General features: G+C 72.2%; 22 protein-coding genes. 8 read left to right on the top strand and 14 right to left on the bottom strand.

Annotation, left to right across the window (positions count from 1 at the left end):
• Positions 1-22: 22 nt before the first annotated feature.
• Positions 23-916, bottom strand: coding sequence for an aminoglycoside phosphotransferase family protein (locus ACIF83_RS18175; RefSeq protein WP_399727869.1), 894 nt, complete (start codon positions 914-916; stop codon positions 23-25).
• 22 nt (positions 917-938) lie between these two features.
• Between ACIF83_RS18175 and ACIF83_RS18170 the strand changes: the two genes are divergently transcribed.
• Positions 939-1,634: a rhomboid-like protein gene (locus ACIF83_RS18170; RefSeq protein ID WP_399727984.1), complete on the top strand. Its 696-nt coding sequence runs from the start codon at positions 939-941 to the stop codon at positions 1,632-1,634.
• 18 nt (positions 1,635-1,652) lie between these two features.
• Here the strand turns inward: ACIF83_RS18170 and ACIF83_RS18165 are convergent, their stop codons facing one another.
• Entirely contained in the window at positions 1,653-5,423 is a 3,771-nt protein-coding gene (locus ACIF83_RS18165) for a CHAT domain-containing protein (protein WP_399727865.1), read from the bottom strand.
• A 78-nt stretch (positions 5,424-5,501) separates the two neighbouring features.
• Here ACIF83_RS18165 and ACIF83_RS18160 point away from each other — a divergent pair, with 78 nt between their 5' ends.
• Complete coding sequence (locus tag ACIF83_RS18160) at positions 5,502-6,908, top strand: NAD(P)/FAD-dependent oxidoreductase (RefSeq protein WP_393472530.1); 1,407 nt, start codon at positions 5,502-5,504, stop codon at positions 6,906-6,908.
• Between the two features lie 40 nt (positions 6,909-6,948).
• On the opposite strand, the gene ACIF83_RS18155 is transcribed toward ACIF83_RS18160, so the two are convergent.
• The 3 genes from ACIF83_RS18155 to ACIF83_RS18145 form a co-directional block, all read right to left on the bottom strand.
• Positions 6,949-8,463 (bottom strand): MFS transporter, encoded by a 1,515-nt coding sequence (locus tag ACIF83_RS18155; protein ID WP_399727862.1) that lies wholly within the window; start codon positions 8,461-8,463, stop codon positions 6,949-6,951.
• 65 nt (positions 8,464-8,528) lie between these two features.
• Positions 8,529-9,503, bottom strand: coding sequence for a zinc-binding dehydrogenase (locus ACIF83_RS18150; protein WP_398139113.1), 975 nt, complete (start codon positions 9,501-9,503; stop codon positions 8,529-8,531).
• 49 nt (positions 9,504-9,552) lie between these two features.
• Entirely contained in the window at positions 9,553-10,713 is a 1,161-nt protein-coding gene (locus ACIF83_RS18145) for an NAD(P)-binding protein (protein ID WP_393472523.1), read from the bottom strand.
• 137 nt (positions 10,714-10,850) lie between these two features.
• On the opposite strand from ACIF83_RS18145, the gene ACIF83_RS18140 reads away from it, so the two are divergent.
• Positions 10,851-11,534: a pentapeptide repeat-containing protein gene (locus ACIF83_RS18140; RefSeq protein ID WP_393472520.1), complete on the top strand. Its 684-nt coding sequence runs from the start codon at positions 10,851-10,853 to the stop codon at positions 11,532-11,534.
• A 4-nt stretch (positions 11,535-11,538) separates the two neighbouring features.
• Here the strand turns inward: ACIF83_RS18140 and ACIF83_RS18135 are convergent, their stop codons facing one another.
• Complete coding sequence (locus ACIF83_RS18135) at positions 11,539-12,039, bottom strand: hypothetical protein (protein WP_393472518.1); 501 nt, start codon at positions 12,037-12,039, stop codon at positions 11,539-11,541.
• A gap of 70 nt (positions 12,040-12,109) precedes the next feature.
• Between ACIF83_RS18135 and ACIF83_RS18130 the strand changes: the two genes are divergently transcribed.
• Positions 12,110-13,504 carry a M1 family metallopeptidase gene (locus ACIF83_RS18130; protein ID WP_399727857.1) on the top strand — a complete coding sequence of 465 codons (1,395 nt, stop codon included), beginning with the start codon at positions 12,110-12,112 and terminating at the stop codon, positions 13,502-13,504.
• Between the two features lie 37 nt (positions 13,505-13,541).
• Here the strand turns inward: ACIF83_RS18130 and ACIF83_RS18125 are convergent, their stop codons facing one another.
• Both ACIF83_RS18125 and ACIF83_RS18120 read right to left on the bottom strand, forming a co-directional pair.
• The gene (locus tag ACIF83_RS18125; protein ID WP_399727981.1) at positions 13,542-15,104 is read right to left on the bottom strand and encodes a M4 family metallopeptidase; all 1,563 of its coding nucleotides are present in this window, start codon (positions 15,102-15,104) and stop codon (positions 13,542-13,544) included.
• A gap of 305 nt (positions 15,105-15,409) precedes the next feature.
• Positions 15,410-16,366 carry a GNAT family N-acetyltransferase gene (locus tag ACIF83_RS18120; protein ID WP_399727854.1) on the bottom strand — a complete coding sequence of 319 codons (957 nt, stop codon included), beginning with the start codon at positions 16,364-16,366 and terminating at the stop codon, positions 15,410-15,412.
• A 97-nt stretch (positions 16,367-16,463) separates the two neighbouring features.
• On the opposite strand from ACIF83_RS18120, the gene ACIF83_RS18115 reads away from it, so the two are divergent.
• Complete coding sequence (locus ACIF83_RS18115; protein ID WP_399727851.1) at positions 16,464-16,895, top strand: hypothetical protein; 432 nt, start codon at positions 16,464-16,466, stop codon at positions 16,893-16,895.
• Between the two features lie 70 nt (positions 16,896-16,965).
• On the opposite strand, the gene ACIF83_RS18110 is transcribed toward ACIF83_RS18115, so the two are convergent.
• Positions 16,966-17,541, bottom strand: a complete 576-nt coding sequence (locus ACIF83_RS18110; RefSeq protein WP_225824582.1) for a TerD family protein — start codon at positions 17,539-17,541, stop codon at positions 16,966-16,968.
• A gap of 151 nt (positions 17,542-17,692) precedes the next feature.
• Between ACIF83_RS18110 and arfB the strand changes: the two genes are divergently transcribed.
• Positions 17,693-18,130 carry an alternative ribosome rescue aminoacyl-tRNA hydrolase ArfB gene (gene arfB / locus ACIF83_RS18105; RefSeq protein ID WP_389176606.1) on the top strand — a complete coding sequence of 146 codons (438 nt, stop codon included), beginning with the start codon at positions 17,693-17,695 and terminating at the stop codon, positions 18,128-18,130.
• A 198-nt stretch (positions 18,131-18,328) separates the two neighbouring features.
• Here arfB and ACIF83_RS18100 read toward each other — a convergent pair whose 3' ends face one another.
• A complete protein-coding gene (locus ACIF83_RS18100; RefSeq protein WP_393472487.1) occupies positions 18,329-18,901 on the bottom strand; it encodes a flavin reductase family protein in 573 nt (190 codons plus the stop codon).
• A gap of 347 nt (positions 18,902-19,248) precedes the next feature.
• On the opposite strand from ACIF83_RS18100, the gene cdgB reads away from it, so the two are divergent.
• On the top strand, positions 19,249-20,904 hold the full coding sequence (gene cdgB, locus ACIF83_RS18095; RefSeq protein WP_393472484.1) for a diguanylate cyclase CdgB: 1,656 nt from the start codon (positions 19,249-19,251) through the stop codon (positions 20,902-20,904).
• A 117-nt stretch (positions 20,905-21,021) separates the two neighbouring features.
• On the top strand, positions 21,022-21,927 hold the full coding sequence (locus ACIF83_RS18090) for a carbohydrate-binding protein (RefSeq protein ID WP_399727846.1): 906 nt from the start codon (positions 21,022-21,024) through the stop codon (positions 21,925-21,927).
• Here ACIF83_RS18090 and ACIF83_RS18085 read toward each other — a convergent pair.
• The 4 genes from ACIF83_RS18085 to ACIF83_RS18070 all read right to left on the bottom strand — a co-directional run bounded on the left by ACIF83_RS18085 (position 21,920) and on the right by ACIF83_RS18070 (position 25,352).
• Positions 21,920-22,150 (bottom strand): peptidase inhibitor family I36 protein, encoded by a 231-nt coding sequence (locus tag ACIF83_RS18085; RefSeq protein ID WP_393472480.1) that lies wholly within the window; start codon positions 22,148-22,150, stop codon positions 21,920-21,922. The genes ACIF83_RS18090 and ACIF83_RS18085 overlap by 8 nt on opposite strands.
• A gap of 82 nt (positions 22,151-22,232) precedes the next feature.
• Positions 22,233-23,150, bottom strand: a complete 918-nt coding sequence (locus ACIF83_RS18080) for a 1-phosphofructokinase family hexose kinase (RefSeq protein WP_399727843.1) — start codon at positions 23,148-23,150, stop codon at positions 22,233-22,235.
• Positions 23,151-23,268: 118 nt separating this feature from the next.
• Complete coding sequence (gene nagA / locus ACIF83_RS18075) at positions 23,269-24,411, bottom strand: N-acetylglucosamine-6-phosphate deacetylase (protein ID WP_393472474.1); 1,143 nt, start codon at positions 24,409-24,411, stop codon at positions 23,269-23,271.
• On the bottom strand, positions 24,411-25,352 hold the full coding sequence (locus tag ACIF83_RS18070; RefSeq protein ID WP_393472471.1) for an ROK family protein: 942 nt from the start codon (positions 25,350-25,352) through the stop codon (positions 24,411-24,413). The genes nagA and ACIF83_RS18070 overlap by 1 nt, the downstream gene beginning before the upstream one ends.
• Positions 25,353-25,362 lie beyond the last annotated feature (10 nt).

The raw sequence follows: 25,362 nt of genomic DNA, 5'->3' as shown, positions 1-25,362 counted from the left end.
GGATGGGCCATCCGGCGGCGTGTCAGCCGCCGCGCAGCTCCCGCCCGATCTCCAGCTGCACGTCCTCCAGTGGTCTGCCGTCCTCGATCTCCCAGAGACAGTTCTGCAGCACGCGCCCCAGCGTCCACGCCCGGGCCCGCTCCCGGTCCAGGCCCAGCGCGTCCGTCAGCGCGTCGAAACGCCGGCGGGTATCGGCGGGGTCGTACCGGTTGTCGATCGCGGGCAGCAGGTCGAAGCCGGGATCGCCGGCCAGCGGCTTCGGGTCGATGGCCAGCCACGGTGCCCGGTCGGCCGCCAGCACGTTGGCGTAGTGCAGGTCCCAGTGCAGCAGCCGGTCGCCGGGCTCGGCGACCACCTCGCGCACCGCGGCCGCGCAGTCCGCGACCAGACGGCGGTCCGCCGGGTCCGGAATCCGGCCGAGCGCCCAGGGCACCTGGTCCAGCATCGCCCGCGCGACATCGCCCGGACGGCGCAGTCCCGCCGGGGCCGGCGCGGACGTCAGCCGGGCCAGCAGCCCGGCGATGACCAGGACCGCCTCGCGCGCGTCCGGCAGACCGGTCAGCATGCGGCTCTCGTCCAGCCGCTCCAGCAGCAGCGTGCAGGTCGGCTCGTCGTGCTCCAGCAGCCGGACGGCCCCGTCCCCGTCCCACGTCCGCAGGGCCGCCGGCTCGCCCGCGCTCTCCTCGTCGAGCAGCTGCAGCTTGAGCGCGGCCCCGCTGCCGTCGGCCCGGACGACCGGCAGGACCAGCGCGGCCACCCCGTACATCGCGGGTCCGTCGACCCGCAGCTCCCAACGCCCGAGGAACTCCCCGGCCCGCCGCGGCAGGTCCGCGACGAACGCCCGCCCCGCCTCCCCGTTGAATTTCTCCTGAGAAGCGGCCAGCTCGCCAGGCACCTCGATCACCTTGCCGACCATACTGACGTCTGTGAACCGGGTCATCCGATTTCGGCGTGGGCTCCGGGCGGTCGCGGCCTATGTCCGCCGCGCCCCGGGCGTCACGGCCTATGTCCGCAGCGCCCCGGGCACCTATGTCTGGCTGCTGATCCTGTTCGTCACCACCGTCGCCCTGCACCACATGTCGCCGGACTTCGAGGAGGACTTCCTGCGGCAGCGGTCGACCAACATCCACGAGCTGTCGCAGAACCCGGTACGGGTGCTCATCACCAGCGCGATGTGGATCGACGGCGGGCACTGGCTGCCGTACGCCGTCCTGTACACCGTCTTCCACGCCCAGGCCGAACGCTGGCTCGGCACCCTGCGCTGGCTCGCGGTGTGCGTGGCCGCGCACGTGTTCGCCACGCTGATCAGCGAGCTGGCCCTGCTGAACGCGATCCACGACGGCATGGCCCCGCACTCCGCGGTCAACACCCTGGACATCGGCGTGAGTTACGCCCTGGCCGGCGTGGCGGCGGTGCTCGCCTACCGGATCGCGGCGCCCTGGCGGTACCTGTACCTGGTGGTCGTGCTCGCGATCTACACGGTCCCGCTCGCCACCAGCCGCACCTTCACCGACTTCGGGCACTTCGTGGCCGTACTGATCGGTCTGGCGTGCTATCCGCTGGTCAGAGGCCGCGGAAGGGCATGGAACCCGAAGGAGACCCTGGCCGCGCTGCGGGCCATCACCACCGGTTGACGCGGCGGGAACCGCCCCTCATCCCGTCACCGCGGACGCCGGGTTGCCCTGGTGGGTGAAGGCGGCCCAGTGGTGCAGGCGGTGGAGGTCGGGGCGGGTGGCCTCGCGGCGCAGGAGGCCGTCGAGCGTGCGCGGGACCTTGCGGTGCGGGTTGAGCATCCACAGCTGGGCGGCGCGCAGGGCGTCGGGCGGGGCCAGTCCGCCGACGGTGAGACGGTGGTGGAAGACGGCCATCATCACGGCGGTGGCACTGTCCCGCACGGCCCAGCGGGAGCCCACGACGTCGGCGGCGCCGCCCGTGACCAGCGCGGTGGCAAGGGTCAGTGCCTCGTCGTGGTGACGCGTGCTCAGGTCGGTCTCGCAGGCGCTGAGCACGACCAGCGGGCCCGCGGTGTCCGGCCGGCGGCCGTACGCGCCGTCGAGGATGCCGGCCACGGTGAGCCGGCCGGCGTCCTCGCCCGCGCCGGGCGGACCGGCCAGCCACAGCGCGGAGTCGGTGGGGCGCGGCGCGGCGACGGCGTGGCAGGACAGATGGACCACGGACGCCGGTGACGCGCCGCCGGGCAGCACGGCGAGCAGCTCCTCCGGCGTGCCCGCGGCGTCCGGCAGCTCGTCCGTGGTGACGAACTCGCCGTATCGGAGCGCATCGGGGTAGCAGCCGGCCCGCAGCGCGGCCGTCTCCACCTCGGCCCACGGCAGGGTCAGCTCCGGGTCCGCGACGAGCACCTGCCGCCCGGCGGCCGGAGGCATCCGCCGCCGGGCGGCCGAGGCGAGGAACTGGGTGCCGGACGGGGCGTAGCTGAGCACGGCCTCCTGGCAGGCGTACCGGTGACCGTGCTCGCCGAGACCCCGGATGCGCGCGGCGTGCCACGGCACGACACCGAGCGGGCCGCAGGGCACCAGCACGATCCTCGGCGGCCGGGCGTACGGCCCCAGGGCCGCCGACAGCGGGCGTACGGCCGCGAGCACCGGGCCCATGGCTGCCTTCCAGGCCCAGTCGCACAGATCGCCCAGCGCGGCCTGCCAATGCATCTCCCAGGCGGCCCGCCACGAAGCGTGCAGGTCCGGGTCGGCGAGGGCTCGGGAGCGCCCCGCCGCGGCGTCGAGGTAGCGCTCCAGCGGCGGGCTGCCCGGGGCCTTCATCTCCGGCAGGGGAAGGATGAAGGGAGCGGCGCCCGGGCGCAGGATCAGCGCGTGGCCGAGCCATGGGCCGTTGGACAGGGGCGCACCGGGCACCAGGTAGACCAGCGCGTCCGTGCCCGTGGCGGCGAGACCGTCCGTCAACTGGGCCACGTCCGCCGCGCCCACCAACTGCCGGGTGCCCGAACCCTCTCCGGCACCGGGGTGGACGCCCAGCACGGACAGTGCCCTGCGCCGCAGCGCGCCCGGGATCGGCGGGCCGTCGGCCGACGAGGACGGTGCGTCGCCGGTCCGGGACCGCAGCGGGTCCGTGGGAACCTGCGCGCGCCACTGCCGGGCCAGCGCGGGCCGGCCGGCGTCGTCGAGCAGCTCGGGGATGCTCCGGGCGGCGGAGGCGGCCTGCAGCACCAGGGCACGCCCCATCTCCAGATCGGCCACCGCGTCGGTCGGCCGGCTCAGACGGAAGTCGACGAACGCCAGCCGCCGCGTCAGCAGGGCCCCGTTGAGGGCCGCCGACAGGCCGTGGTCGGCACCGAGCTGGAGCAGGACGTCGGCGGCCAGTTCGGCCAGCGCCTCACGGGTGATCCGCACGAACGCCGGCAAGTCATCGGCGGCGTGCGCGCCGGGCCGGGCGGAGCGCATGATGTGGGCCTCGGCCAGAATCTTCAGGATGTCCACGCGCCGGAATGCGCCACGCCCTTCGGTGAGCAGTGCGCGGACGCGGGTCAGCTCGGTGATGGCCGCGTCCAGCAGCGCCGGGTCCTTCTCGCCACGCACGACGGCGAGTTGCAGCCGCAGGCCGAGCTGGGCGCGCAGGTCGTACTCCTGCTCGTGATAGGACTCCGGTCCGTCGAGCCGCCGGCGGATCTCGGCGACGTCGCGTTCCATCGCCGCTCGCTCGTCGGCGGGGTCTGCGGCCTCGGCCGCTCCGGGCGCCTCGCCCTCGGTGGCCGACCGCGCGTCCGCGCGCAGCTTGTCGAGCTGCTCCAACCGCTTCGCCACCTTGTCGCGCCACTCGCTGTCCGCCGGCAGGGTGGCGTGCCGGCCACGGAGCTCCTCGCTCAGGCGCGCCAGCGCCTCGTGGTCTCCGGTGCGCTCCGCGTGCCGCAGCTCGCCGTCGGCGAGGGAGAGCACGAAGTCGAGGGCCAGTGGCGCGTCGGGTGGCAGGGAGCCCTCGCGTTCCAGGGTGGCGCCCAGCCCGCGCATGGCGGCCAGGGAGACGTCGGAGTCGTGGAAGATGCCGCCGCGCGAGGCGGCATCGTCCACGATCTCGGCCAGCTCCACCCGCAGGGCCGTGGCCCACCACGAGTCCGCGGGACTCGCGTCGAGCGCCTCCTTGAGCAGGGCGGCGGCGTCCTCCAGGTAGCCGGGATCGCCGGTTCGTTGGGCCAGGACTCGGTCGTACACGGCCGCCGAGCGCCGCTCGCGAATGCCGAGGTGGGAGACGAAGTCCTTCAGACGGCTGTCGAGATGGTCGAAGAAGCCGGGCTCCACGGGGAGACTGATCGGCCACTCGCCGAGGCGGTCGCCGTCGTCGTCCGGTTCCGGCGTGGGCCGCTCCACCGTGCCGAAGTCGACCGAACCGGGCTCCCTGGTCTCCACTGTGACAAGCAGGTAGCCGTGGAGTCTGGCGACCCGGGCCCGCTCGGGTGCGTCCGGCGGCAACGCGCGCAGCGCCCGCAGAGCCAGGTCGGCAGCGCGGCGGATGCCGTCGGTGCCGGCTGCCCGGCCGGCGCCGGCCTGGCGCAGCAGCGCCGCGGCTTCCGGATCCACCAGGTCCGCGCCGCCGCCCGTCCGACCGCCGCCTTCGGAGTTCAGTTCGGCGTTCAGCCAGACCAGCACACGGGTGAACTGCGGCGTGCTGCGTGAGCCGGCCAGGGCCACCAGGCCGCGGAGGGCGTCGAGCAGTGCGTCCTCGGGGGCGATGGCCTCATCGGCGTTCTGGGCGCTGTCGGGTGCGGCTGCCGCACCTGCGACGGCTGCTTGGGTGGCCGCCACTGCCGCCTCCGCCACTGCCGTCTCCGCCGTCGTGCCGGGGGAAGTCCAGCGAGGGGTGAGCATCATCTCGAGGTCCCGCTTGATCTCCGCGGTCCTCGTCAGGAGCTCCGGGTCGAGCGGGGCGGCGGCGATGCGGTCGACCACCTCCAGGGCCTCCGCGATGTCCCGGCGCAACGACTCGGTCAGTACCCGTTCGTCGGCGGCGGAGAGCAGCGCCACCTGAAGGGCGGTGCGGGTGCCGTCGGCGCGGGGCAGCATCCAGGGCAGGAGCAGGAAGATCAGCATCATGCGGGCCTGCACCAAGAGCAGGCTCTCCAGCGGCCCCTCGCGGTCCGCCCACCGCAGGCGCCCCAGCGCTTCCGTCCGCTCGCTGGAACCGGACGACGCGCTCTCGTCCCTGCTCAGGCAACGCGCGCCGAGCACGAGGCCCAGGTGGATGACGACGACAGGGAGGAATTCCTCCTCGTGCCGCTCGGCCAGCGCGGCCTCCGCGCGTGCCAGCCGCTCGCCCACCGGCCGTAACGACTCGGCGGGCGGTCGGCGCTCCGGGCCGTCCAGCAGCCGTCGGGCCTCCCGGACGGCGTCCTCCGCCTCCTTCCGCAGTCCCGCCAACCCTGCGCCGTCGTCGTCCCGTCGAACCCCGCTGCCCATCGGCTCCCCCGCCGTGCGCGTGCCTCGCCCCGTAGGACCCACTTCCACTCAGTCTCCAGGAACGGTTAACGTCCGCGCATGAACAGCACGGCAAGCAGTGTCGTCAACGGCGGCATCTCCTTCTGGTACGCGGACGACGGTCTTCCGGCGGTGCGGGAGCCGCTGCCCGGGGACGCGTCCGCCGACGTGGTGATCGTGGGCGGCGGGTACACGGGGCTGTGGACCGCGTACTACCTGAAGCAGGCCGCTCCCTTCCTCCGGATCACCGTCCTGGAGCAGAAGTTCTGCGGCTACGGCGCCTCCGGCCGCAACGGCGGCTGGCTGTACAACGGCATCGCGGGCCGCGACCGGTACGCGAAGCTGCACGGCCACGAGGCCGCCGTACGGCTGCAGAAGGCGATGAACGACACCGTGGCCGAGGTCGTCGCGGTCGCCGAGGCCGAGGGCATCGACGCCGACGTGCACCGCGGCGGGGTGCTGGAAGTGGCGACCACGCCCGCCCAGTTGGCCCGGCTGAAGGCGTTCCACGAGCACGAGCTGTCGTACGGCGAGAAGGACCGCGAGCTGTACGGCGCCCGGCAGACCGCCGAGCGGATCAGGGTGGCCGGCGCGGTCGGCTCGACCTGGACCCCGCACGGGGCCCGGCTGCACCCCGTGAAGCTGGTGAAGGGCCTCGCGGCGGCCGTGGAGGCGCTCGGCGTCACCATCCACGAGTCGACCCCGGTCACCGAGATCCGCCCCAAGCACGCCGTGACCCCCTACGGCACGGTCCGCGCCCCCTACATCCTGCGCTGCACGGAGGGCTTCACCGCCTCCCTGAAGGGCCAGCGGCGCACCTGGCTGCCGATGAACTCCTCGATGATCGCCACCGAGCCGCTCACCGACGAGCAGTGGGCGGCCGTCGGCTGGGACGGCCGGGAGACGCTGGGCGACATGGCGCACGCCTACATGTACGCGCAGCGCACGGCCGACGGGCGGATTGCGCTCGGCGGGCGCGGGGTGCCGTACCGCTTCGGCTCGCGCACCGACAACGACGGCCGCACCCAGCCGGAGACGATCGAGGCCCTGCGGGAGATCCTGACCCGCTTCTTCCCCGCCCTCGCGGGCGTGCGCGTCGAGTACGCGTGGTCCGGTGTCCTCGGTGTCCCGCGCGACTGGTGCGCCACGGTCACCCTCGACCGGGCCACCGGCCTCGGCTGGGCGGGCGGCTACGTCGGCTCGGGCGTGGCCACCACCAACCTCGCCGCCCGAACCCTGCGCGACCTCGTCCAGCAGGACTCCGGCCAGGCCGGCCGCACCGAGCTGACCGACCTGCCCTGGGTGAACCACAAGGTCCGCAAGTGGGAGCCGGAACCCTTCCGCTGGCTCGGTGTCCAGGGCATGTACGCCACCTACCGCGCGGCCGACCGGCGTGAACTCCTCCACCCGGGCACGGAGTCCTCCCGCCTGGCCCGGATCGCGGACCGGGTGGCGGGGCGCCACTGAGGCATCACGGGTCACCGGGCCCGGCGCGAGGCGCGGCGGGTCAGACCGCCGACTCCGCCACCCGCGCCCCGGCCCGTGCGCCGTGCCCGGGTGCCCTGGCCGTGACCATCAGACCCGCTACCAGGCCGGCGACGAGCATGATGCCGGCGGCCCACCAGATGGCGACCGTGTAGCCGTGCACCACGCCCTCGGGGACCACGGTGGCCTTGTCGGCCGGGTTGTGCAGGTGGGCCGCGATGTAGGCGGTGCTGCTGGTGGTGGCGATGGTGTTGAGCAGGGCCGTACCGATCGAGCCGCCCACCTGCTGGGCGGTGTTGACGGTGGCGGAGGTGACGCCGGAGTCGCGCGCGGGGACGCCGGCCGTGGCGGTGGCGAACACCGGCATGAAGGTCAGGCCCATGCCGAGGCCCATCAGGAGCAGCGAGGGCAGGATCTCGGTGGTGTAGGAGGAGGAGACGGTCATCCGGGTCAGCAGGAGCAGGCCGGAGGCGGCGAGGAGCGTGCCGGGCACCATGAGCACGCGCGGGGCCACCCGGTGCAGCAGGCGGGCCGATATCTGGGTCGAGCCGGTGATGACCGCCGCGGTCAGCGGGAGGAAGGCCAGGCCCGCCTTCATCGGCGAGTAGCCGAGGATGACCTGCAGGTAGTAGGTCATGAACAGGAACAGCCCGAACATGCCGATCACCGCGAGCAACATGGTCAGGAAACAGCCCGCGCGGTTGCGGTCCTTGACGATGTGCAGCGGCAGCAGCGGGCTCGGGGCGCGGTTCTGCCACCGGACGAACGCGATGAGCAGGACGACACCGCCCGCGAACAGGCCGAGCACCAGCGGGTCGGTCCAGCCGCGCGGCTCGGCCTCGCTGAAGCCGTAGACGATCGCGACGAGTCCGCCGCAGCCGAGCAGGACGCCGGGTACGTCGAGGCGGGCGTCGGTGCGGCCGGGGCGGTCGTGCAGCAGGGCGAAGGCGCCGAAAACCGCGGCGACGGCGATGGGTACGTTGACGTACAGACACCAGCGCCAGTTCAGGTACTCGGTGAGCAGACCGCCGACGATGAACCCGATCGCCGAGCCGCTGCCGGCCAGGGCGCCGTAGATGCCGAAGGCCTTGCCGCGTTCGCGCGGGTCGGTGAAGGTCGTGGTCAGCAGGCTCAGCGCGGAGGGCGCGAGGACGGCGGCGAAGACGCCCTGCAGGGCGCGGGCGCCGAAGAGCATGCCGGGACCGGTGGCCGCACCGCCCAGCGCGGAGGCGGCCGCGAAGCCGACGAGCCCGATGACGAAGGTCCGTTTGCGGCCGACGAGGTCGGCGATCCGGCCGCCGAGCAGCAGGAGTCCGCCGAAGGACAGGGTGTAGGCGGTGATGACCCACTGCCGGTTGCCGTCGGACATGCCCAGGTCGTGCTGCGCCGAGGGCAGGGCGATGTTCACGATCGTCGCGTCCAGCACCACCATCAGCTGGGCCAGAGCGATGACGACCAGGCCCCACCAGCGGTGGGGATCGACTTCCGCGGCTCCGGCCGTCGCCGGCGGGGCGTCACCCGTTCGGCCGGTACTCATCTCGTCAGCAGACCACGAATCAGGGCGTATCGCATCCGCGTGCGGGGTCCTGCCGTGCTTGTGCCTCATGGCTCCAGCACCACCTTTCCGATCGTGCCGCGGTTCTCCAGCGCCCGGTGTGCCGCGGCCGCCTCGGAGAGGGGGAAACGGGTGACGGCCGGGCGCAGGCGGCCCCGGCCGGCTTCGGTGAGGGCGCGCAGTTCGAGGGCGCGCAGACCGCCGGCCCTCTGCAGCATCGCCGGGCCGAGGACCGACTCGGAGAGGCCGTCGACGAAGTGGCCCCGGGCGCCCTCCCCGATGCCCTCCGCCGACCAGCCGAAGACGAGATGCCGGCCGCCGGGCCCGAGCAGCGCCACGGCCTCCCGGGCGACGGCACCGCCGACGCCGTCGTAGACGATCGTGGCGGATCGCCCACCGAGGTGGGCGCGGACCTTGGCCGGCCAGGCGGAGTCGTTGTAGTCGACGGCGAGATCGGCGCCGTCGGCTCGCACGCGGGCGGTCTTCTCCGGCCCGCCCGCGAGGCCGATCACCGTCGCTCCGGCGTTCTTGGCGTACTGCACGAGCAGGGTGCCGATGCCGCCCGCGGCCGCCGGTACGACGACCACGTCGTCCGGACCCGGCTCGGCGAACTGCGCGATCCCCAGCGCCGTACGCCCCGTCCCGATCATGGCGACGGCCTCGGCGAAGCCCAGTCCTTCCGGGATCTCGTGCAGGCGTTCGGCGGCGGTGACGGCGAGTTCGGCGTACCCTCCGGGCGCGAAGCCCAGGTGGGCGACCGCCCGCCGGCCGAGCCACGCCTCCTCCACGCCGTCGCCGACGGCGTCCACGACGCCCGCGACCTCACGGCCGGGGACGGTCGGCAGCGTGGGCGGTTCGGGCAGCGGGCCCTGCCGGCCCTCGCGCAGGGCCGTGTCGAGAAGGTGCACCCCCGCTGCCGCCACGGCGATCCGCACCTCGCCCGGCCCCGGGACCGGGTCCGCGGCCTCCTCGTGGGTCAGGTTCTCGGCCGGCCCGAAGGCGTACAGGCGCACGGCGTGCATGGGACCCCCCAGTGATCGTGTCTCCGTCTCCGGAGGCCACTCTTCGACCTCAAGCATGCTTGAGGTCAAGGACGGCCCGGCCGAGGATCAGTGACACCGCGGTGACCGCGCTGTTGAAGGACACCTCCGACAGCACCCCCGGCGCCGCCACCTGGTCGCCGGCCAGGTAGACGCCGTCGCCGCGGTCCACGCAGGGCCGGTCCCGCCAGCTGGTCCCCGGCAGGTCCACGGCTCCCGTACGCCCCTCCGCCACGGACTCCCGGCGCCAGGTGACCCGCTCCCGCCACCCTTCGAAGGCCAGGTCGAGCAGTTCCTCGGCCCGGGCGAGGCCGTCGCCGCGTGCCTCGCCGGGCCCGATCGGGATCTGCCCCTGGAGCAGCTGTTCGCCGGCCGGGGCGAGGGTCCGGTCCTGCGCGGTGAACCGCTCGATCCAGCCGGGCGCGTCCAGGTCGGAGACGGCGAAGGCGTCCCCGCGCCGGGTGCGCAGGGCGAGGTCGAGCAGGACGGTACGGCCGCCGGGCCAGGTCAGCGAGTCGTCGCCGAGCAGCCGCCGGGCGGCGGCCAGGGAGGTGGCGACGACCACGGGGGTGTCGGTCGGCAGGGTGTCGACGCGGGACAGCGTCTCGATCCGCACGCCGAGATTCCAGGCCCGCGCGGCCATCCGGTCGATGAGGCTCGCCCAGCCGCCGCGTGGATAGTGCGCCTCCGGCGGCAGCTTGGTGGCCCGGCGCAGCCGCTCCTGCACGAAGGCGGCGGACAGGGCGCCCGGGTCGTGGTGGAAGAGGGCGACGGCGGAGTAGTTCGCCGCGGCCCGGGCGCCCTCCTCACCGGCGATGCCGGTCGCCCAGCTGAGGAAGTCGGTGTCGACGGGGGCCTGGCGGACGCTGGGGCGCAGCAGTTTGAGCAGGGCGAAGGGCGGGGTGCGGCGCAGGACGCCGTGGTGACGCAGCCGCAGCCGGGCCGCCTCCAGGGGCGGGAGCGGGGCGAGCGGCCCGATCAGGCCCCGCTGCTTGAGCCAGGTCCAGTGCGGGCCGCCGTTGTAGAGGGCGTGCGGGCCCTCGTTCGTCCGGTACGGCGCCTCGGCGGTGCGCGCCCGGCCGCCCAGGGTGTGGTGGGCCTCGTACACGGTGACCTCGGCGCCTGCCTCGGCGGCGGTGATGGCGGCGGTGAGCCCGGCGAAGCCGCCGCCGACGACGGTGATGCGATGCATGGGGTGCGCTCTCCCTCGGGTCGGTTCACCTTCCGTGCATACGACCGAACAGGACCCCGAAATGTGACATCGGCCCGGCGCGGATCCGATGTCCGCAGCTCAGGCGGATTGTCAGTGGCGGGGTGCAGCATGGGGCCATGGCGAGGAGAGCGACGGGCACGAACGAGGCGGGGATCAAGGGCGCGCGGCGGCCGGAGCTGCGCCTGCCGCCCCTGGAGCCCTGGACGGACGGGGAGTTGGCGCCGGACGGAGACTACGACGGGCTGGAGTTCCGGGAGGCGGACCTGGCCCGGCAGGACGGCGCGGGCGCCCGCTTCCTGGACTGCGCGCTGACGGGCTGCGCGGTGGACGAGACGGCACTGGGCCGGGCCCGTTTCCTGGACTCCGTCCTCACCGGCCTGCGGGGCGTCGGCACCCACCTCGCCGAGTCCACGCTCCGCGACGTCGAACTGATCGACCCCCGCCTCGGCGGCACCCAGCTCCACGGCGCCGTCCTGGAGCGGGTCGTGATCCGGGGCGGCAAGATCGACTACCTCAACCTGCGCGAGGCCCGCCTCAAGGATGTGGTCTTCGACTCCTGCGTCCTGGTCGAGCCGGACTTCGCGGGCGCCCGCCTGGAGCGGGTCGAGTTCCTCGACTGCGCCCTGAAGGAGGCCGACTTCAGCGGTGCGACCCTGAAGGACGTGGACCTGCGCGGGGCCGCTCCGCTGGAGATCGTCCGGGGCCTGGACCGGCTGTCGGGGGCGGTGATCAGCACCGGGCAGCTGCTCGACCTGGCGCCGGTGCTGGCGGGGGAGCTGGGGATCCGGGTGGAGGGCTGAGCGCTCAGGGCAGGCGGGGGAACCGTGCCTGGAGCGTCCAGATCGCCGGGTTCTCCGCCAGGTCCTCGTGCAGGTCGGTCAGGTCGGCGAGGAGGTCGTGCAGGAAGTCCCGTGCCTCGCGGCGGAGTTCGGCGTGGGAGAAGGTGAGCGGGGGCTCCTCGGCCGGCATCCAGTCGGCCTCGACGTCCACCCAGCCGAAGCGGCGCTCGAACAGCATGCGGTCGGTGGACTCGGTGAAGTCCAGCTCCGCGTGCTGCGGCCGGGAGGCGCGGGAGCCCATGGGGTCCCGGTCCAGCTGCTCCACGATGTCGCACAGCGCCCACGCGAAGTCCAGCACCGGCACCCATCCCCAGGCTGTGGACAGCTCCCGGTCCGACTTGGTGTCCGCGAGATAGACGTCCCCGCAGAACAGGTCGTGCCGCAGTGTGTGGACGTCCGCGCGGCGGTAGTCGGTCTGCGGCGGATCCGGGAAGCGGTTGGAGAGGGCGTAGCCGATGTCGAGCACGGAAGAGATGGTGTCACGCCCGCCGTCGCACCCCTGCTCCCGTGTGTCACGCCCACCTAAGATCACTGACATGTCCAGATCCGCGCGCCTTGTCCCGGCGGTCGCTGCCCTGCTCGCTCTCGCCCTCACCGGCACCGCGTGCGACGGCGGGGTCCACGGCACCCCAGGGGGCTCCGGCCTGCGCGATCCGTACTTCCCGAAGGCGGGCAACGGGGGCTACGACGTCACCCACTACGCCCTCACCCTCGACTACACCCCCGGCACCCGCCACCTCACCGGCAAGGCGGTCATCACCGCTCGTGCCACGAAGGACCTGTCCGCCTTCGACCTCGACCTCGCCGGACTGGACGTCGACTCGGTGACCGTCGAGGGCAGGCGCGCCCGCTGGAACCGCGCCGGCCAGGAACTCACGATCCGGCCCCACGACGACCTCGACAAGGGCGAGACGTTCAGCACCACCGTCCGCTACGCGGGCAGGCCGAAGACCCTCACCGACCCCGACGGCTCCGAGGAGGGCTGGCTGCGCACCGCCGACGGCGCGCTCGCCCTCGGCGAGCCCGTCGGAGCCATGGCCTGGTTCCCCGGCAACAACCACCCCTCGGACAAGGCGACGTACGACATCACGGTCGCCGTCCCGAAGGGCCTCCAGGCCGTCTCCAACGGAGAGCTGACCGGCCGGCGCACCAAGGGCGGCCGGACCACGTTCGCCTGGCACTGCGCCCAGCCCATGGCCACCTACCTCGCCACCGTCGCCATCGGGCACTACGACATCACCCGCACCACGGGCCCGCACGGCCTGCCCGTCCTCACCGCGGTCGACCCCACCCAGGCCGAGCACAGCGCGAAGGTGCTCGCGAAGATCCCCGAGATCATCGACTGGGAGGAGACCAACTTCGGGCCGTACCCGTTCTCCTCCACCGGCGCGATCGTCGACCGCCCGGGCGACGCGGGCTACGCCCTGGAGACCCAGACCCGGCCCGTCTTCCCCGCCGACCAGCTCGACACCAGCACGCTGGTGCACGAACTCGCCCACCAGTGGTACGGCGACTCGGTCACCCCGAAGAGCTGGCGGGACATGTGGCTCAACGAGGGCTTCGCGACGTACGCCGAGTGGCTCTACAAGGAGGATTTCGGCGGCAAGAGCGCCCAGCAGACCTTCACCGACCTGTACGAGGGCGACCACGAGGAGATCTGGGCCTTCCCGCCGGCCAAGCCCTCCAGCGCCGCGCACATCTCCGACAGCCCGGTCTACGAGCGCGGCGCGATGGTCCTGCAGAAGATCCGCCAGAAGGTCGGCGACGACACCTTCTACGACATGATCCAGGGTTGGGCCGCCGCCCACCGCCACGGCACCGCCGACACGGCCGACTTCACCGCGTACGTGGAGGAGAAGGCCCCGGACAAGGACTTCCGTGAGATCTGGAAGGACTGGCTGTACGGCGAAGGCAAGCCGGACCACCCGTGACGGGCGGCCCGGCCTGCGTACTGTCGTGCGCGTGCGGCTACTTGACGTTGACCGCCTTCCAGGCCGCCGCCACCGCGTTGTACTCCGCGCTGCCCGAGCCGTACAGGTCCGCCGCGGCCTGCAGGGTGCCGGTGCGGGCGCCCGCGTAGTTGGTCGTCGACGTGAAGTACGTGGTCAGGGCCTTGTACCAGATCTGGTCGGCCTTGGCCCGGCCGATGCCGGTGACCGTGGAGCCGTCGATGGTCGGGGAGTTGTAGGAGACCCCGTTGATCGTCTTCGCGCCGCTGCCCTCGCTCAGCAGGTAGAAGAAGTGGTTGGCGACGCCCGACGAGTAGTGCACGTCGAGGCGGCCGACCGACTTCGACCAGTAGTCGGCGGAGCCGCCGTCCTTGCTGGGCTTGTCCATGTAGCGCAGCGGGGTGCCGTTGCCGTTGATGTCGATCTTCTCGCCGATGAGGTAGTCACCGGGGTCCGAGGCGTTGTTCGCGAAGAACTCCACCGAGGTGCCGAAGATGTCCGAGGTGGCCTCGTTCAGGCCGCCGGACTCACCGCGGTAGTTGAGCTTCGCGGTGGCCGCGGTCAGACCGTGGCTCATCTCGTGGCCGGCCACGTCGAGCGAGGTCAGCGGGTCGTTGTTGCCCGAGCCGTCGCCGTACGTCATGCAGAAGCAGCTGTCGTCCCAGAAGGCGTTGACGTAGGCGTTGCCGTAGTGGACGCGGGAGTAGGCGGCCTTGCCGTCGCCCGCGATGCCGTTGCGGTTGAACGCGGACTTGTAGAAGTCCCAGGTGACGGCGGCGCCGTAGGCGGCGTCGGCGGCAGCGGTCTGGCGGTTGGCGTTGGTGCCGTCGCCCCAGGTGTCGTCGGCGTCGTGGAAGAGGGTGCCGGTGCCGGAGGTGCCGCCGTTCAGGTCGTACGTCTTGTGGCCGCCGCGCGCGCCGTCGTTCAGGTCCCAGCCGCCGGTGGAGGAGGCGGTGGTGGTGAGGCTGACGGTGCCGCTGTACCGGCTGTTGCCCGTGCCGGTGTCGGTGTCGATGGCCTGGTAGGAGTAGAGCTGCTTGCCGGTGGTGGCGTCGGTGATGACGTGCAGCTCGCTCGGGGTGCCGTCCTTCTGGACGCCCTTGACGACGGACTCGTAGGCGAGGACCGGCTTGGCGCCGGCCGCCCAGACGACCTTGCGGGAGGTCGAGGCGGTGGCCTTGGTGCCGCTCGCGGCCTTCAGGGCGCTCTTCTTGGCGTTCGTGGGGGAGACGGCCGCGGCGGTGGTCGGCACGGATATCCGGGCGCTGGTCGCCTTGTTGACGCCCTTGAGGTCGCCGTTCTTCGCCACGTGGGTGACCAGGTCGCCGCCGAGGACGGGCAGGCCCGCGTAGGTGCGCTCGTAGCGGGTGTGGACCATGCCGTCCCGGTCCTTGATCACATCGCGGACGACCAGCTTCTCCTTGCTGCCGAGCCCGAGGGCACGGGCCGCCGAACCGGCGTGGTCCTGTGCGGACTTCAGGGCCGCGGCGCGGGCGGAGGTGCTGAGCGGGGCCGCGAGGGCACCGGGGGTGTGCTCGGGGGCGGCGGTGGCGGCGCCGTTCTGCAGCGCGAGGACGACCATCGCGGCCGAGCCGACCAGGGCGGCGGCGCGCACGGCGGTCTTGCGGGAGGTGTGGGGAGCGTGGGGCTGCTGACTCACTCGATCTCCTTCAGGCTGGTCTCCGTGGGGTTGGAGACGCAGGCAGGACACAGGGGATGCACAGGTGCGGCGGCGAGGAGAGAGTGACACCGGGAACGGCCTGTTTGACAGAGTGCCGACAAGACTTTACGTGTTCGTATCCGAAAGCCGTGCCACGGAATCCGTTATCCGGACGTACTGAACGCGCCCAACTTCCCCTTGATCAAGCGAACTTGACGCCCCGAACGTCACACCCCGCCCGCTCGGCCCGCCCACTCGTCCAGCAGCCGCGCGAGGTCCGGCGGCCACACCGGCTCCGCCTGCTCGGCCAGCTCCCGCCGGGTCCACCAGCGCCAGGTGAGGATGCCGTCGGCGGCGTGCGCGGCGGCGAGGGCGGGGCCGGCCGGTTCGCGGCGGGGGCCGTGGGTGACATAGATGTGCTCGTGCTGGCGGACGGGGATGTCGAAGCGGGTGAAGTCGTGCTCCCAGGTGCACAGGAGAGGGCCGGGCTTCAGGTCGGTCCAGCCGGTCTCCTCGGCCAGCTCCCGCAGGGCACCCTCGACGGGCCCCTCGCCCGGCTCCAGGCCGCCGCCGGGCAGGGCCCAGTGGACGCCGACCTCGACGTTGTCGTAGCGGAAGAGGAGCACCGCGCCCTCGGGGTCCACCACGGCGACGCGGGCTGCCCGCCGGGGCGTCCGCAGGACCTTGCGCAGCACGGCGCAGGGGCGGCCGTGGGCGCGGTCGGGACGGTGGTCGACGGTCTCGTAGCCGAGGGCGGTCCAGAAGGCCAGGCCCTTGGGGTTGTTGTCCAGGACGGCGAGCCGGACGGCCCGGCGCCCGGCGGCGCGGAAGCGCTCCTCGACCAGCGCGGCGACCCGCCGGCCGTACCCCTTGCCCTGCTCGGCCGCGTCCACCATCAGCAGCCCGATCCACGGGTCCGGGTCGGCCGGGTCGGGGTGCCGCGCGAGCGTGATCACGATCCCGACCACCCGCCCCCCGCTGCGGGCGAGCAACACCTCGGCGTCCGGATGCGCCAACTCGTCGGCCAGCGCGACCGCCACCTGCTCCGGCCGTACGTCGTCCGGGTCGGGGAAGTCGCCACTGAGCGCGTGGAACTCGCGGTTGGAGGCGTACAGGGCGGTGAGCTCGGTGAGCAGCTCAGCCGGGAGGGAGCCGTCGGTCGACGAGAGCCGTTCGAGGAGCATGACGGGACCCTATCCACTGACCGGCTGTTTCTGGGGTCACCGTGATGCTGGATAGATTTCCGCAGGAGCCACACCATGTCCGGGGAGACGGAAGAAGATGACGACCCAGCCACCGCCGTACGGCAACCAGCCCCCCTACGGCGGGCAGCCACCGCCACCGCTTCCGCCAGTCACCGCTCAGCCGGGCTTCGGTCCCCCGCCGCCCCAGTACGCCTACACCCCGACCGCACCCCCACCGCAGGCCAGTGGCCCGGAGTTCATGGCGGTCGACCGCCACAACTCGATCGTGGTGGACACCCAGGGTGTGGCCTTCGAGGACCACGGCATGTCCGTCGACTTCCCCTGGCAGGAGATCCGCAGCGTCCACTACAAGGCGAGCCCGTCCGGCAAGGCGCTGATGGTGGCGGTGGTCCTCCCCGACGGCCGGTTCTACGAGTGCGTCGTCGAGGCGAAGCCGAGGGCGCGGCTGGGGGAGTGGTTCGCCCAACTGTCCGCCGTGCTGGGGTATTACCGGCCGGCGGGCTGCTAGGGCCGCTGCACGGCCCCGAATGCGGGGACCCCCGGCCGAAGCCGGGGGTCCCCGCACAGCGCAGCGTCCGTCAGACGTTCACGCCGAAGTCCTGGGCGATGCCCACCAGGCCCGAGGCGTAGCCCTGGCCCACCGCGCGGAACTTCCACTCCGCGCCGTTGCGGTACAGCTCGCCGAAGATCATGGCCGTCTCGGTGGCGGCGTCCTCGGAGAGGTCGTAGCGGGCGATCTCGGCGCCGCCGGCCTGGTTGACGATGCGGATGTAGGCGTTGCGGACCTGGCCGAAGTTCTGGCCGCGGTTCTCGGCGTCGTAGATGGAGACCGGGAAGACGATCTTCTCGACGTCGGCCGGGAGGGCCGCGAGGTTGACGTTGATCGCCTCGTCGTCGCCCGCGCCCTCGCCGGTGCGGTTGTCACCCGTGTGGACGATGGAGTTGTCCGGGGTCTGCTTGTTGTTGAAGAACACGAAGTGGGCGTCGGAGTAGACCTTGCCCTGCGTGTTCACCGCGATGGCGGAGGCGTCGAGGTCGAAGTCCGTGCCGGTGGTGGTGCGGACGTCCCAGCCGAGGCCCACGGTGACGGCGGTCAGGCCCGGAGCCTCCTTGGTGAGCGAGACGTTGCCACCCTTGGACAGGCTTACAGCCATGATTGGGAGTCCCTTCCCTTTTAGGTTTCTGTGCCGACGAAGCTACCGTCACCGGGGAGAACGTCGAGGGGGGTCCCTATGGTTCCGGATCCCTTTACCTTTTTTACCCATGGCGAAAACCGGATGACGCGAGGCGGGCCGGGGCGGGAACATGGGATGCATGTCCGGGCCTTACCTCATCCGTGGCTCGGTCTCGCTTCCCGAGGCCGAGCTGACGTGGCGTTTCTCCAGATCCTCCGGGCCCGGCGGGCAGCACGTGAACACCAGCGACTCGCAGGTGGAGCTGCGCTTCGACCTCGCGGCCACCGAGGCGCTCCCCGAGGTGTGGAAGGAGCGGGCGCTGCAGCGGCTGGCCGGGCGACTGGTCGACGGGGTCGTGGTCGTGCGCTCCTCCGAGCACCGCTCCCAGTGGCGCAACCGCGAGACCGCCGCCGTACGCCTCGCCGCCCTCCTCGCCGAGGCGACGGCCCCACCGCCCAAGCCGCGCCGGCCGACCCGGATCCCGCGGGGCATCAACGAGCGTCGCCTGCGGGAGAAGAAGCAGCGCTCGGACACCAAGCGGGGCAGGTCCGGCCGCGACTGGTCCTAGCCCCTCCGTCGCGACGCGCCCCGGCCGTGCCGGGGCCGGCACACCGACGGTCCGGTCGCCGCTCGTCTTCCCGGACGCCAGGTGACGTACATCCCGGCTTCGGGATTCCCGGGGGATATCTCTCTTCCGGACGGGCGGTCATCCGCGCACATTAAGTCGGGCGTTCACGGCACCGTCAAGGAATTCCGCGGCGCCCGATTACCCCAACTGCCGGTAGCGGCCCCGGAAATGCAGCAGCGGGCCGCCCTCGGCGCTCGGCACCTGTGCGGTCAGCACCCGGCCGATGACGAGTGTGTGGTCCCCGGCCGTCACCCGCTGCTCGGTGCGGCACTCCAGGGTGGCCAGCGCGCCACCCATCAGCGGGGCGCCGGAGACCTCCCCGCGGGCGTAGGGGAGGTCCTCGAAGAGCAGACGGTCGCTGATCCGGCCCTTCATGGCGAAGCGGCCGGCGACGTGGCGCTGGCTCTCGGCGAGGACCGAGACCGCCCACAGCGGCTGCTCGTCGAGCAGGTCGTCCATGCGGGCGCCGGTGCGCAGGCTGACCAGCACCAGCGGCGGGTCCAGCGAGACGGACATGAAGGCCGTTGCGGTCATGCCGACGTCCTCGCCGCCCGGCGCGGTCGGGTCGTCCGGGTCCAGCGGCGGCTCCTGCGCGGTCACCAGGACCACGCCCGCGGCCAGCCGGGACATCGCGGCCCGGAACTCGTCGTTGCTCACCCCCTCAGCATGCCCGGAAGGAGCTGTGGCGGTGAGTGAGGGAGTGTTCAGCACGCCGGAGACGCTAATCTCCGCTCCGTGCGCGCCGCATCGGGCCCTGGACCGAAGCGGGTCCTAGGACCCGGGGACCATGGGCGGTCGGCGGTCTGTGCATGATGTGAACGCACTCACCAAGCCTGCGTTCGGTAAACGCACAGGGAAAACGCAGAAACTCCACCCAATTGTTCACGTTCTTCTGTGACTTGAGTCACAAGGGGCAGGAATTGTTGACCCTGTGTACCGAGTGGGCAGCGCGCTGTGATTCAGTGGCGGGAAGCTAAGAACACGACAAGAACCACCGGGGTAAAGAAGCGCCGAACACAACCCTTGATTCGCTGCGAGGTCTCGGGGGGAGGGCGAGCATGGAGACCGAGTCGGAGCCGTATGTCCGTCTTGCGTCCCTGCGGCAGCTGCACCAGGTCATGGCCGACATGAACACGGCACGCAGCCTGGCGGACACACTGCAGACCGTCTCCGACGGCGCGGTGAACGCCCTCGGGTACGAGATGGCGTGCGTCAACCTCGTACGCCCCGACGGCGACCTCGTCGTCGCCGCCTTCTCCGGCAACCCCGCCGCCGAGGCCCTGATCACCGGCCGGGTCGGCTCCCGCGACTCCTGGCTGCGCCGGCTGAGCATGGGCGAGCAGTGGGGCGACCTGGTTTTCATACCGCACACCGAGGGCTGGGTGCTGGACGACGACGACGTCCCGCAGTGGTACACCGACGGGCCCGCGCCCCGCTTCGAGGACGAGTGGCACCCCTCCGACCGGCTCTTCGCGCCGATGTACACGCCCGGCGTGCAGGGCGGCTCCTCCGGTGAGCTGCTCGGCGTCATATCCGTCGACCGGCCGCGCAACGGCCGCCACCCCGGCGCCTGGGGCCGCGAGGCCCTCCAGATGTACGCCTTCCAGGCCGCCATCGCGATCAGCAACGCGCGTCTACGTGCCAACATGCAGCGCGCCCTGGTCCGCCTGGAGCGGGAGCAGCAGGCGCTGCGAGCCAGTGAGGAAAGCTTCAGGCAGGCCTTCGAGTACGCCCCCTCCGGCATGGCGATCGCCGAGATGGGCGGCGACCAGCACGGCCGGATCCTGCGCACCAACGACGCCCTGTGCCGTCTGCTGGGCCGCCCCGCCTCCGCGATGCGCCGCTACTCCTTCTCCGACCTCGTCCACCCCGAGGACATAGGCACCCTGCTCAGGACCTCTGCCGAGGGCGGCCGCGCGGAACTGCGCCTCGGCCGCCGCGACGGCTCGTACGTGTGGGTGTCGCTGCGCAACTCGGTCGTCGCGGACGCCGCCGACGGCCCCCGCTTCCTGCTCACCCACGTCGAGGACATCGAGGAGCGCAAGCGCCGCGAGCTGCAGCTCGCCCACCGCGCCTCCCACGACTCCCTCACCGGCCTGCCGAACTCCGCCGAGCTGCGCTCCCGGCTGTCGGCGAGCCTCTGTCAGCGCCCGACCCACGCCGGCGCCCTGGAGTCCCTCGACGCGGCTTACGGCCACCCCGCCTTCGACGCCCCCGCCGGCCACGGCTTCGACTTCGCGTCGGGCGCGGAGGCGTACGACGGCTTCGACCACCACGTCCACACCGTCGCCCCCGAGGACGACCGCGACGACGGCGCCAAGGGTCTCGCGGTCCTCTTCTGCGACCTGGACGGCTTCAAGTCGATCAACGACCGCTTCGGGCACAACGCGGGCGACGCGGTCCTGATCGAGGTCGCCCGCAGGCTCTCCCGAGGCGTCCGCGACGGCGACACCGTGGCGCGCCTCGGCGGCGACGAGTTCGTGATCCTCGCCAACGGCCTCGGCAAGGCCGACGCCCAGGACCTCGCCGTACGCCTGCGCAACGAGATCATCCAGCCCATCCGCGCGGAGGGACGGGCCGTCCGGGTGGGCGCCAGTTTCGGCATCGGCTGGGCACACTGCGGTATGACTGCGGACGAAGTGTTGAAGTCAGCCGACGAGCGGATGTACGTAGAGAAACGATCTCGTCCCAAACAGCACCGGCGCGCCGGATGATCCGCAGGTCAGTGAGTTGATGCGGTCCGAGTCACCCGTTTGGGCCAGCCGGAGCGGGTAGGCTCGCCATTCCAGACCTGTACCGCATCCACCCGCACCTGCTGAGGAGACCAAGGGATGACGCCCGGCGAAAACAGCCCGAGCACACCCGAGGACGACGACCCGTTCGGCTATCTGTACGCCGACGGTCAGGCCAGAGGGGCCCAGCCGCCGTCCGGCGGGTACGGCTACCCGAACTCGGTCAGCAGAGTGCGTTCGGTCGGTGAGCGCACGTACGGCGGGCAGCAGGCGCAGCCCGGTGTCCCGCAGCAGCAGGCCGCCTACGGTCAGCCGAACGCCCACTACCAGGCCCCGGAGACGCTCCCCGGCGGTGCCCCGACGGGCCGCCAGCCCGCGCCGGCCCCCGCCCGCAGCGGCCCGAACACCAAGGGCCTGCTGATCGGCGCGATCGCCGTGGTCGCCGCCGTGGTCATCGGCATCAGCATCGCGATGCTCAACGACAACGGGGACGACAACAAGTCCGGCAACCAGGCGGGCGCCACCCCGACCCAGTCCCAGACCAGCAAGCCGAGCCCGTCCGGCAGCAGCTCGGCGGCTCCGGGGGAGCTGCCGAAGACGGACGCGAGCGCTCTGCAGCTCGGGCCCGGTGTTACGAAAGCGTCGGACATCAAAGGGGCGAAGGCCCAGGGCGGTACCTATGTGACGGGCTTCAACCACGTTGGAGCGACGGTCACCTGGACGGTCAACAACATTGAGAAGGCCGGCACCTACCGGCTGTACGTGCGCTACGGCATCCCGGGCGTGGACGCCGACGCGACCCTGGTGGTCAACAACAAGGTGGACCCGCGACCGATTGGCATGAAGAACTTCGGTGGCGGCACACCCGAAGGCGACTGGGAGAAGGGCTGGAAGACCACCTGGTCAAACGTGAACCTGAACAAGGGCACGAACACGATCCAGATCGCTTGCCAGGACGGAAACCAGTGCAACGCTGTCCTGGACCAGCTCTACATCATCAAGTAGAGGCCGATGCGGTCCGTCGAGCGCGACAGCCGCCGGAGGCGTTGATTTCCGGCGGCTGCCGAACATTGTGAACCGTCCTGGTCCCGGTCCTGTTCGTCCCCGACCATCCGCAGAACTTGCCCTTCGGGCAGGTGTTGGGATCGGCCGCCGCGGCCGGTGAACGCTCACAGGTCCCCGACTCCGAATTGTTCGCTTTCGGTCGATGCAGCGAACAGATGATCACAGGATCATTCGGCTGTCACGGGGGGATTCGTTTCTCGGCCGAACTGCCAGGTGGGCATATCCGGGCAGGGGATGCACAGCCTTCACGCCGCCGTGACCGACACTCGCGTCAGGAGTTTCTCGTAAGCCGTGCAGTCGAACTCGCCCGCCGCAGGAGCCCGTACGGTCGCCGCCGACAGGGCGACCGCGCGGGCCAGCCGCTCCGGCCAGGAGAGCCGCTCCACGAGCCCCGACAGCAGGCCCGCGACCGCCGAGTCGCCCGCGCCGGTCGGGTTGCCGTGGATGTGGGCCGGAGGGGCGGCACGCCAGCGGCCCTCGGGGGTCGCTGCGAGCAGGCCTTCCGGGCCGAGGGAGGCGACCACCGCGTGGGCGCCGCGGCGGCGGGCGTCCTGGGTGGCGCGCAACGGCTCGTGGGAGCCGGTGAGTTCGGCCAGTTCGTCCGAGTTGGGCTTGATGATGTCGGGGCGGGCTGCCACCCCACGGCGCAGGGGCTCGCCGCTGGTGTCCAGGAGTACGGGGACGCCGGCGGTGCGGGCGGCGCGGATCAGGCCCGCGTACGCGCCCACCGGTACCCCCGGCGGCAGGCTGCCGGAGAGGGCCACCGCCGAGGCGGGGACCAGTAGTTCCTCGTAGTGGTCCAGGAAGATGCCCCAGTCGGTGGGCGATATCTGCGGGCCCGGTTCGTTCAACTGGGTCGTGTCGCCGGAGCGTTCGTCGACGATGGCGATCGTGCGGCGGGTCGGCCCGACGACCGGGACGAAGGCGTCCGTCACACCGGGCGTGGCCGCGAGGTGCTCGCGCAGCACCTGGCCGGTGGCACCGCCCGCGAAGCCGGTGGCCGTCACCTCGTGTCCGAGGGCCGTCAGCACCCGCGCCACGTTCACGCCCTTGCCGCCGGGCCGCTCGATGACGTCCGAGACGCGGTGCGAGGCGTGCGGCCGCAGGGACCGTACGTGATAGGTGATGTCGAGAGCGGTGTTCAGTGTGACCGTGAGGATCACCCGGGCCGACCTCCCTCGAAGTCCGTGTGCCATCGGTACCGGGGCCCCGATCATGCCAAAGAGACGGCGGCCGGCCCAGTGCGAGGATCGGCCGCCGGCTGGCGAAGAGAGGGACGGATCAGGGCAGTTGGGGCGCCATCACCCATTCGCCCCTGCGCATCACGCCCTTCAGGTCGAAGTTCGCGTCCAGCAGCACCAGGTCGGCGTCCTTGCCGGGCTCCAGGGAGCCGATGCGGTCGGAGAGGCCCAGGAGGCGGGCCGGGTTGGCCGAAAGCGCGGCGACCGCGTCTTCCACCGGCAGCTTGTCGACCGTCACCGCCCGCTTGAACGCGCGGTCCAGGGTGAGCGTGGAGCCCGCGATCGAGCCGCCCTCCACCAGACGGGCCACACCCTCACTGACCTCGACCTCCAGCGGGCCGAGCATGTAGCGGCCGTCGCCGATGCCGGCCGCGTCCATCGCGTCGGTGATGAACGCGACCCGGGAGGCCCCCGCGTGATGGAACGCCAGCTCCAGCGCAGCCGGATGCAGATGCGTACCGTCGTTGATCAGCTCCACCGTCACCCGCTCGTCCTCCAGCAGGGCGGCGATCGGGCCGGGGGAGCGGTGGCCGAGCGTCGGCATGGCGTTGAAGAGGTGGGTGGCGACCGTGGCGCCCGCGTCGATGGCCTTGATCGTCTGCTCGTAGGTGGCGTCCGTGTGCCCGATCGCCGCGATCACGCCGTGCTCCGCGAGCAGCCGTACGGAGTCGATGCCGCCCGGCAGCTCGGTGGCGAGGGTGACCATCTTCGCCTTGCCGCGCCCAGCGTCGATCAGCTTGCGCACCTCGGACGGGTCCGGGTCGCGCAGCAGCTCCTCGGAGTGCGCGCCCTTGCGGCACGGCGAGATGAACGGCCCCTCGAAGTGGATACCCGCGATGTCGCCCTGCTCGGCCAGCTCGCTCAGCAGCCCCGCCTGCTGCACCAGCAGGTCCATCTCGTCGGTGACGGTGGAGGCGATCAGGGTGGTGGTGCCGTGCAGGCGGTGCGTGCGGATGGCTCGCAGCACGTCGTCCACCGTGCCGGAGAAGGAGGCCCCGCCGCCGCCGTGGTTGTGGATGTCGACGAAGCCGGGGACCAGCCAGTGGCCGGTCACGTCCAGCACGTCGGCGTTCCCGGGAGCCTCGCCCCCGATCTTCGTGCCCTCGACGACCACACGCCCGTCGTCCACCACACCGGTGGGCAGCACCACCCGAGCACCTGTGAGAACCAAGCTGGGAGCCATCAGGCGGTTACCTCCGTAGGGTCGGTGGAGTCGAGGAGATCCCGGGCGAGAAGTCCCGCGCCCAGGCAGCCGGCCGTGTCGCCGAGGGCGGCGGGGACGATGGACGGAAGTTTCTGGAAGGTGACCCGTCGCCGGACGGCGTCCCGCAGGGGTTGGAACAACACTTCCCCCGCCTCGGCCAGGCCGCCACCGATGATCAGCGTGCGCGGGTCCAGCAGGGTGAGCGCGGTGACCAGCCCGTCGGCCAGTGCGTCCACCGCCTCCTGCCAGATCCGGACAGCGTTCGGGTCACCGGACGCGACGGCCTTCGCACAGTCGGCCGCGTCCGCTTCCGGGTCCCCGCAGGCTGCCGCCCATGCCTCGCTGACGGCGGACGCGGAGGCGTACCGCTCCAGGCAGCCGCGCTGGCCGCAGGGGCACGGGGTCCCGCCGGGCCGTACGACGACATGGCCGATCTCGCCGGCGAAGCCGTGCGCGCCGGCCTCCACCCGCCCGTCGACGCCGATGGCGCCGGCGATGCCGGTGCCCAGCGGCACGAACAGGAAGCGGTCGGCACCCTTGCCCGCGCCGATCCGGCCCTCGGCGAGCCCGCCGGTGCGCACGTCGTGGCCGAGTGCCACGGGGACGCCGAGCCGGTCCGCGAGGAGGGCGCGCAGGGGTACGTCCCGCCAGCCGAGGTTGGCCGCGTAGACGGCGATGCCGTGCTCCTCGTCGACGATGCCGGGGACCGCGAGGCCGGCCGCGGCGGCCGGTTCGCCGTAGTGCTCCATGCCGTAGGCGCGCAGCTCCGTGGCGAAGTCGAGGATGGTCTCGACCACCGCGTCGGGCCCGCGCTCACGGTCGGTCGCGCGGCGGGCGCGGTGCAGCAGCGCGCCCGCGTCTGTGACGAGGGCCGCCTTCATCCCGGTACCGCCCACGTCCAGGGCGATGACATGTCTCACGGGGACAGTG

The sequence above is a fragment of the Streptomyces sp. NPDC085866 genome (assembly GCF_044541035.1).
In the GTDB taxonomy this organism is placed as follows: domain Bacteria; phylum Actinomycetota; class Actinomycetes; order Streptomycetales; family Streptomycetaceae; genus Streptomyces.
Note: the sequence above shows the minus strand (reverse complement) of the source record. Positions and strands in the feature narration are given on the sequence as shown.

What these genes read in the sequence shown, in the direction of transcription:
- ACIF83_RS18125 (WP_399727981.1), bottom strand. Translation starts at nt 15,104, where the DNA reads ATGGTCGTCCTCGCGCTGCAGAACGGCGCCGCCACCGCCGCCCCCGAG.
- ACIF83_RS18110 (WP_225824582.1), bottom strand. Translation starts at nt 17,541, where the DNA reads ATGGCTGTAAGCCTGTCCAAGGGTGGCAACGTCTCGCTCACCAAGGAG.
- ACIF83_RS18140 (WP_393472520.1), top strand. Translation starts at nt 10,851, where the DNA reads ATGGCGAGGAGAGCGACGGGCACGAACGAGGCGGGGATCAAGGGCGCG.
- ACIF83_RS18150 (WP_398139113.1), bottom strand. Translation starts at nt 9,503, where the DNA reads ATGCACGCCGTGCGCCTGTACGCCTTCGGGCCGGCCGAGAACCTGACC.
- cdgB (WP_393472484.1), top strand. Translation starts at nt 19,249, where the DNA reads ATGGAGACCGAGTCGGAGCCGTATGTCCGTCTTGCGTCCCTGCGGCAG.
- ACIF83_RS18175 (WP_399727869.1), bottom strand. Translation starts at nt 916, where the DNA reads ATGGTCGGCAAGGTGATCGAGGTGCCTGGCGAGCTGGCCGCTTCTCAG.
- nagA (WP_393472474.1), bottom strand. Translation starts at nt 24,411, where the DNA reads ATGGCTCCCAGCTTGGTTCTCACAGGTGCTCGGGTGGTGCTGCCCACC.
- ACIF83_RS18130 (WP_399727857.1), top strand. Translation starts at nt 12,110, where the DNA reads ATGTCCAGATCCGCGCGCCTTGTCCCGGCGGTCGCTGCCCTGCTCGCT.
- arfB (WP_389176606.1), top strand. Translation starts at nt 17,693, where the DNA reads ATGGGATGCATGTCCGGGCCTTACCTCATCCGTGGCTCGGTCTCGCTT.
- ACIF83_RS18160 (WP_393472530.1), top strand. Translation starts at nt 5,502, where the DNA reads ATGAACAGCACGGCAAGCAGTGTCGTCAACGGCGGCATCTCCTTCTGG.
- ACIF83_RS18115 (WP_399727851.1), top strand. Translation starts at nt 16,464, where the DNA reads ATGACGACCCAGCCACCGCCGTACGGCAACCAGCCCCCCTACGGCGGG.
- ACIF83_RS18145 (WP_393472523.1), bottom strand. Translation starts at nt 10,713, where the DNA reads ATGCATCGCATCACCGTCGTCGGCGGCGGCTTCGCCGGGCTCACCGCC.
- ACIF83_RS18165 (WP_399727865.1), bottom strand. Translation starts at nt 5,423, where the DNA reads ATGGGCAGCGGGGTTCGACGGGACGACGACGGCGCAGGGTTGGCGGGA.
- ACIF83_RS18120 (WP_399727854.1), bottom strand. Translation starts at nt 16,366, where the DNA reads ATGCTCCTCGAACGGCTCTCGTCGACCGACGGCTCCCTCCCGGCTGAG.
- ACIF83_RS18090 (WP_399727846.1), top strand. Translation starts at nt 21,022, where the DNA reads ATGACGCCCGGCGAAAACAGCCCGAGCACACCCGAGGACGACGACCCG.
- ACIF83_RS18155 (WP_399727862.1), bottom strand. Translation starts at nt 8,463, where the DNA reads ATGAGTACCGGCCGAACGGGTGACGCCCCGCCGGCGACGGCCGGAGCC.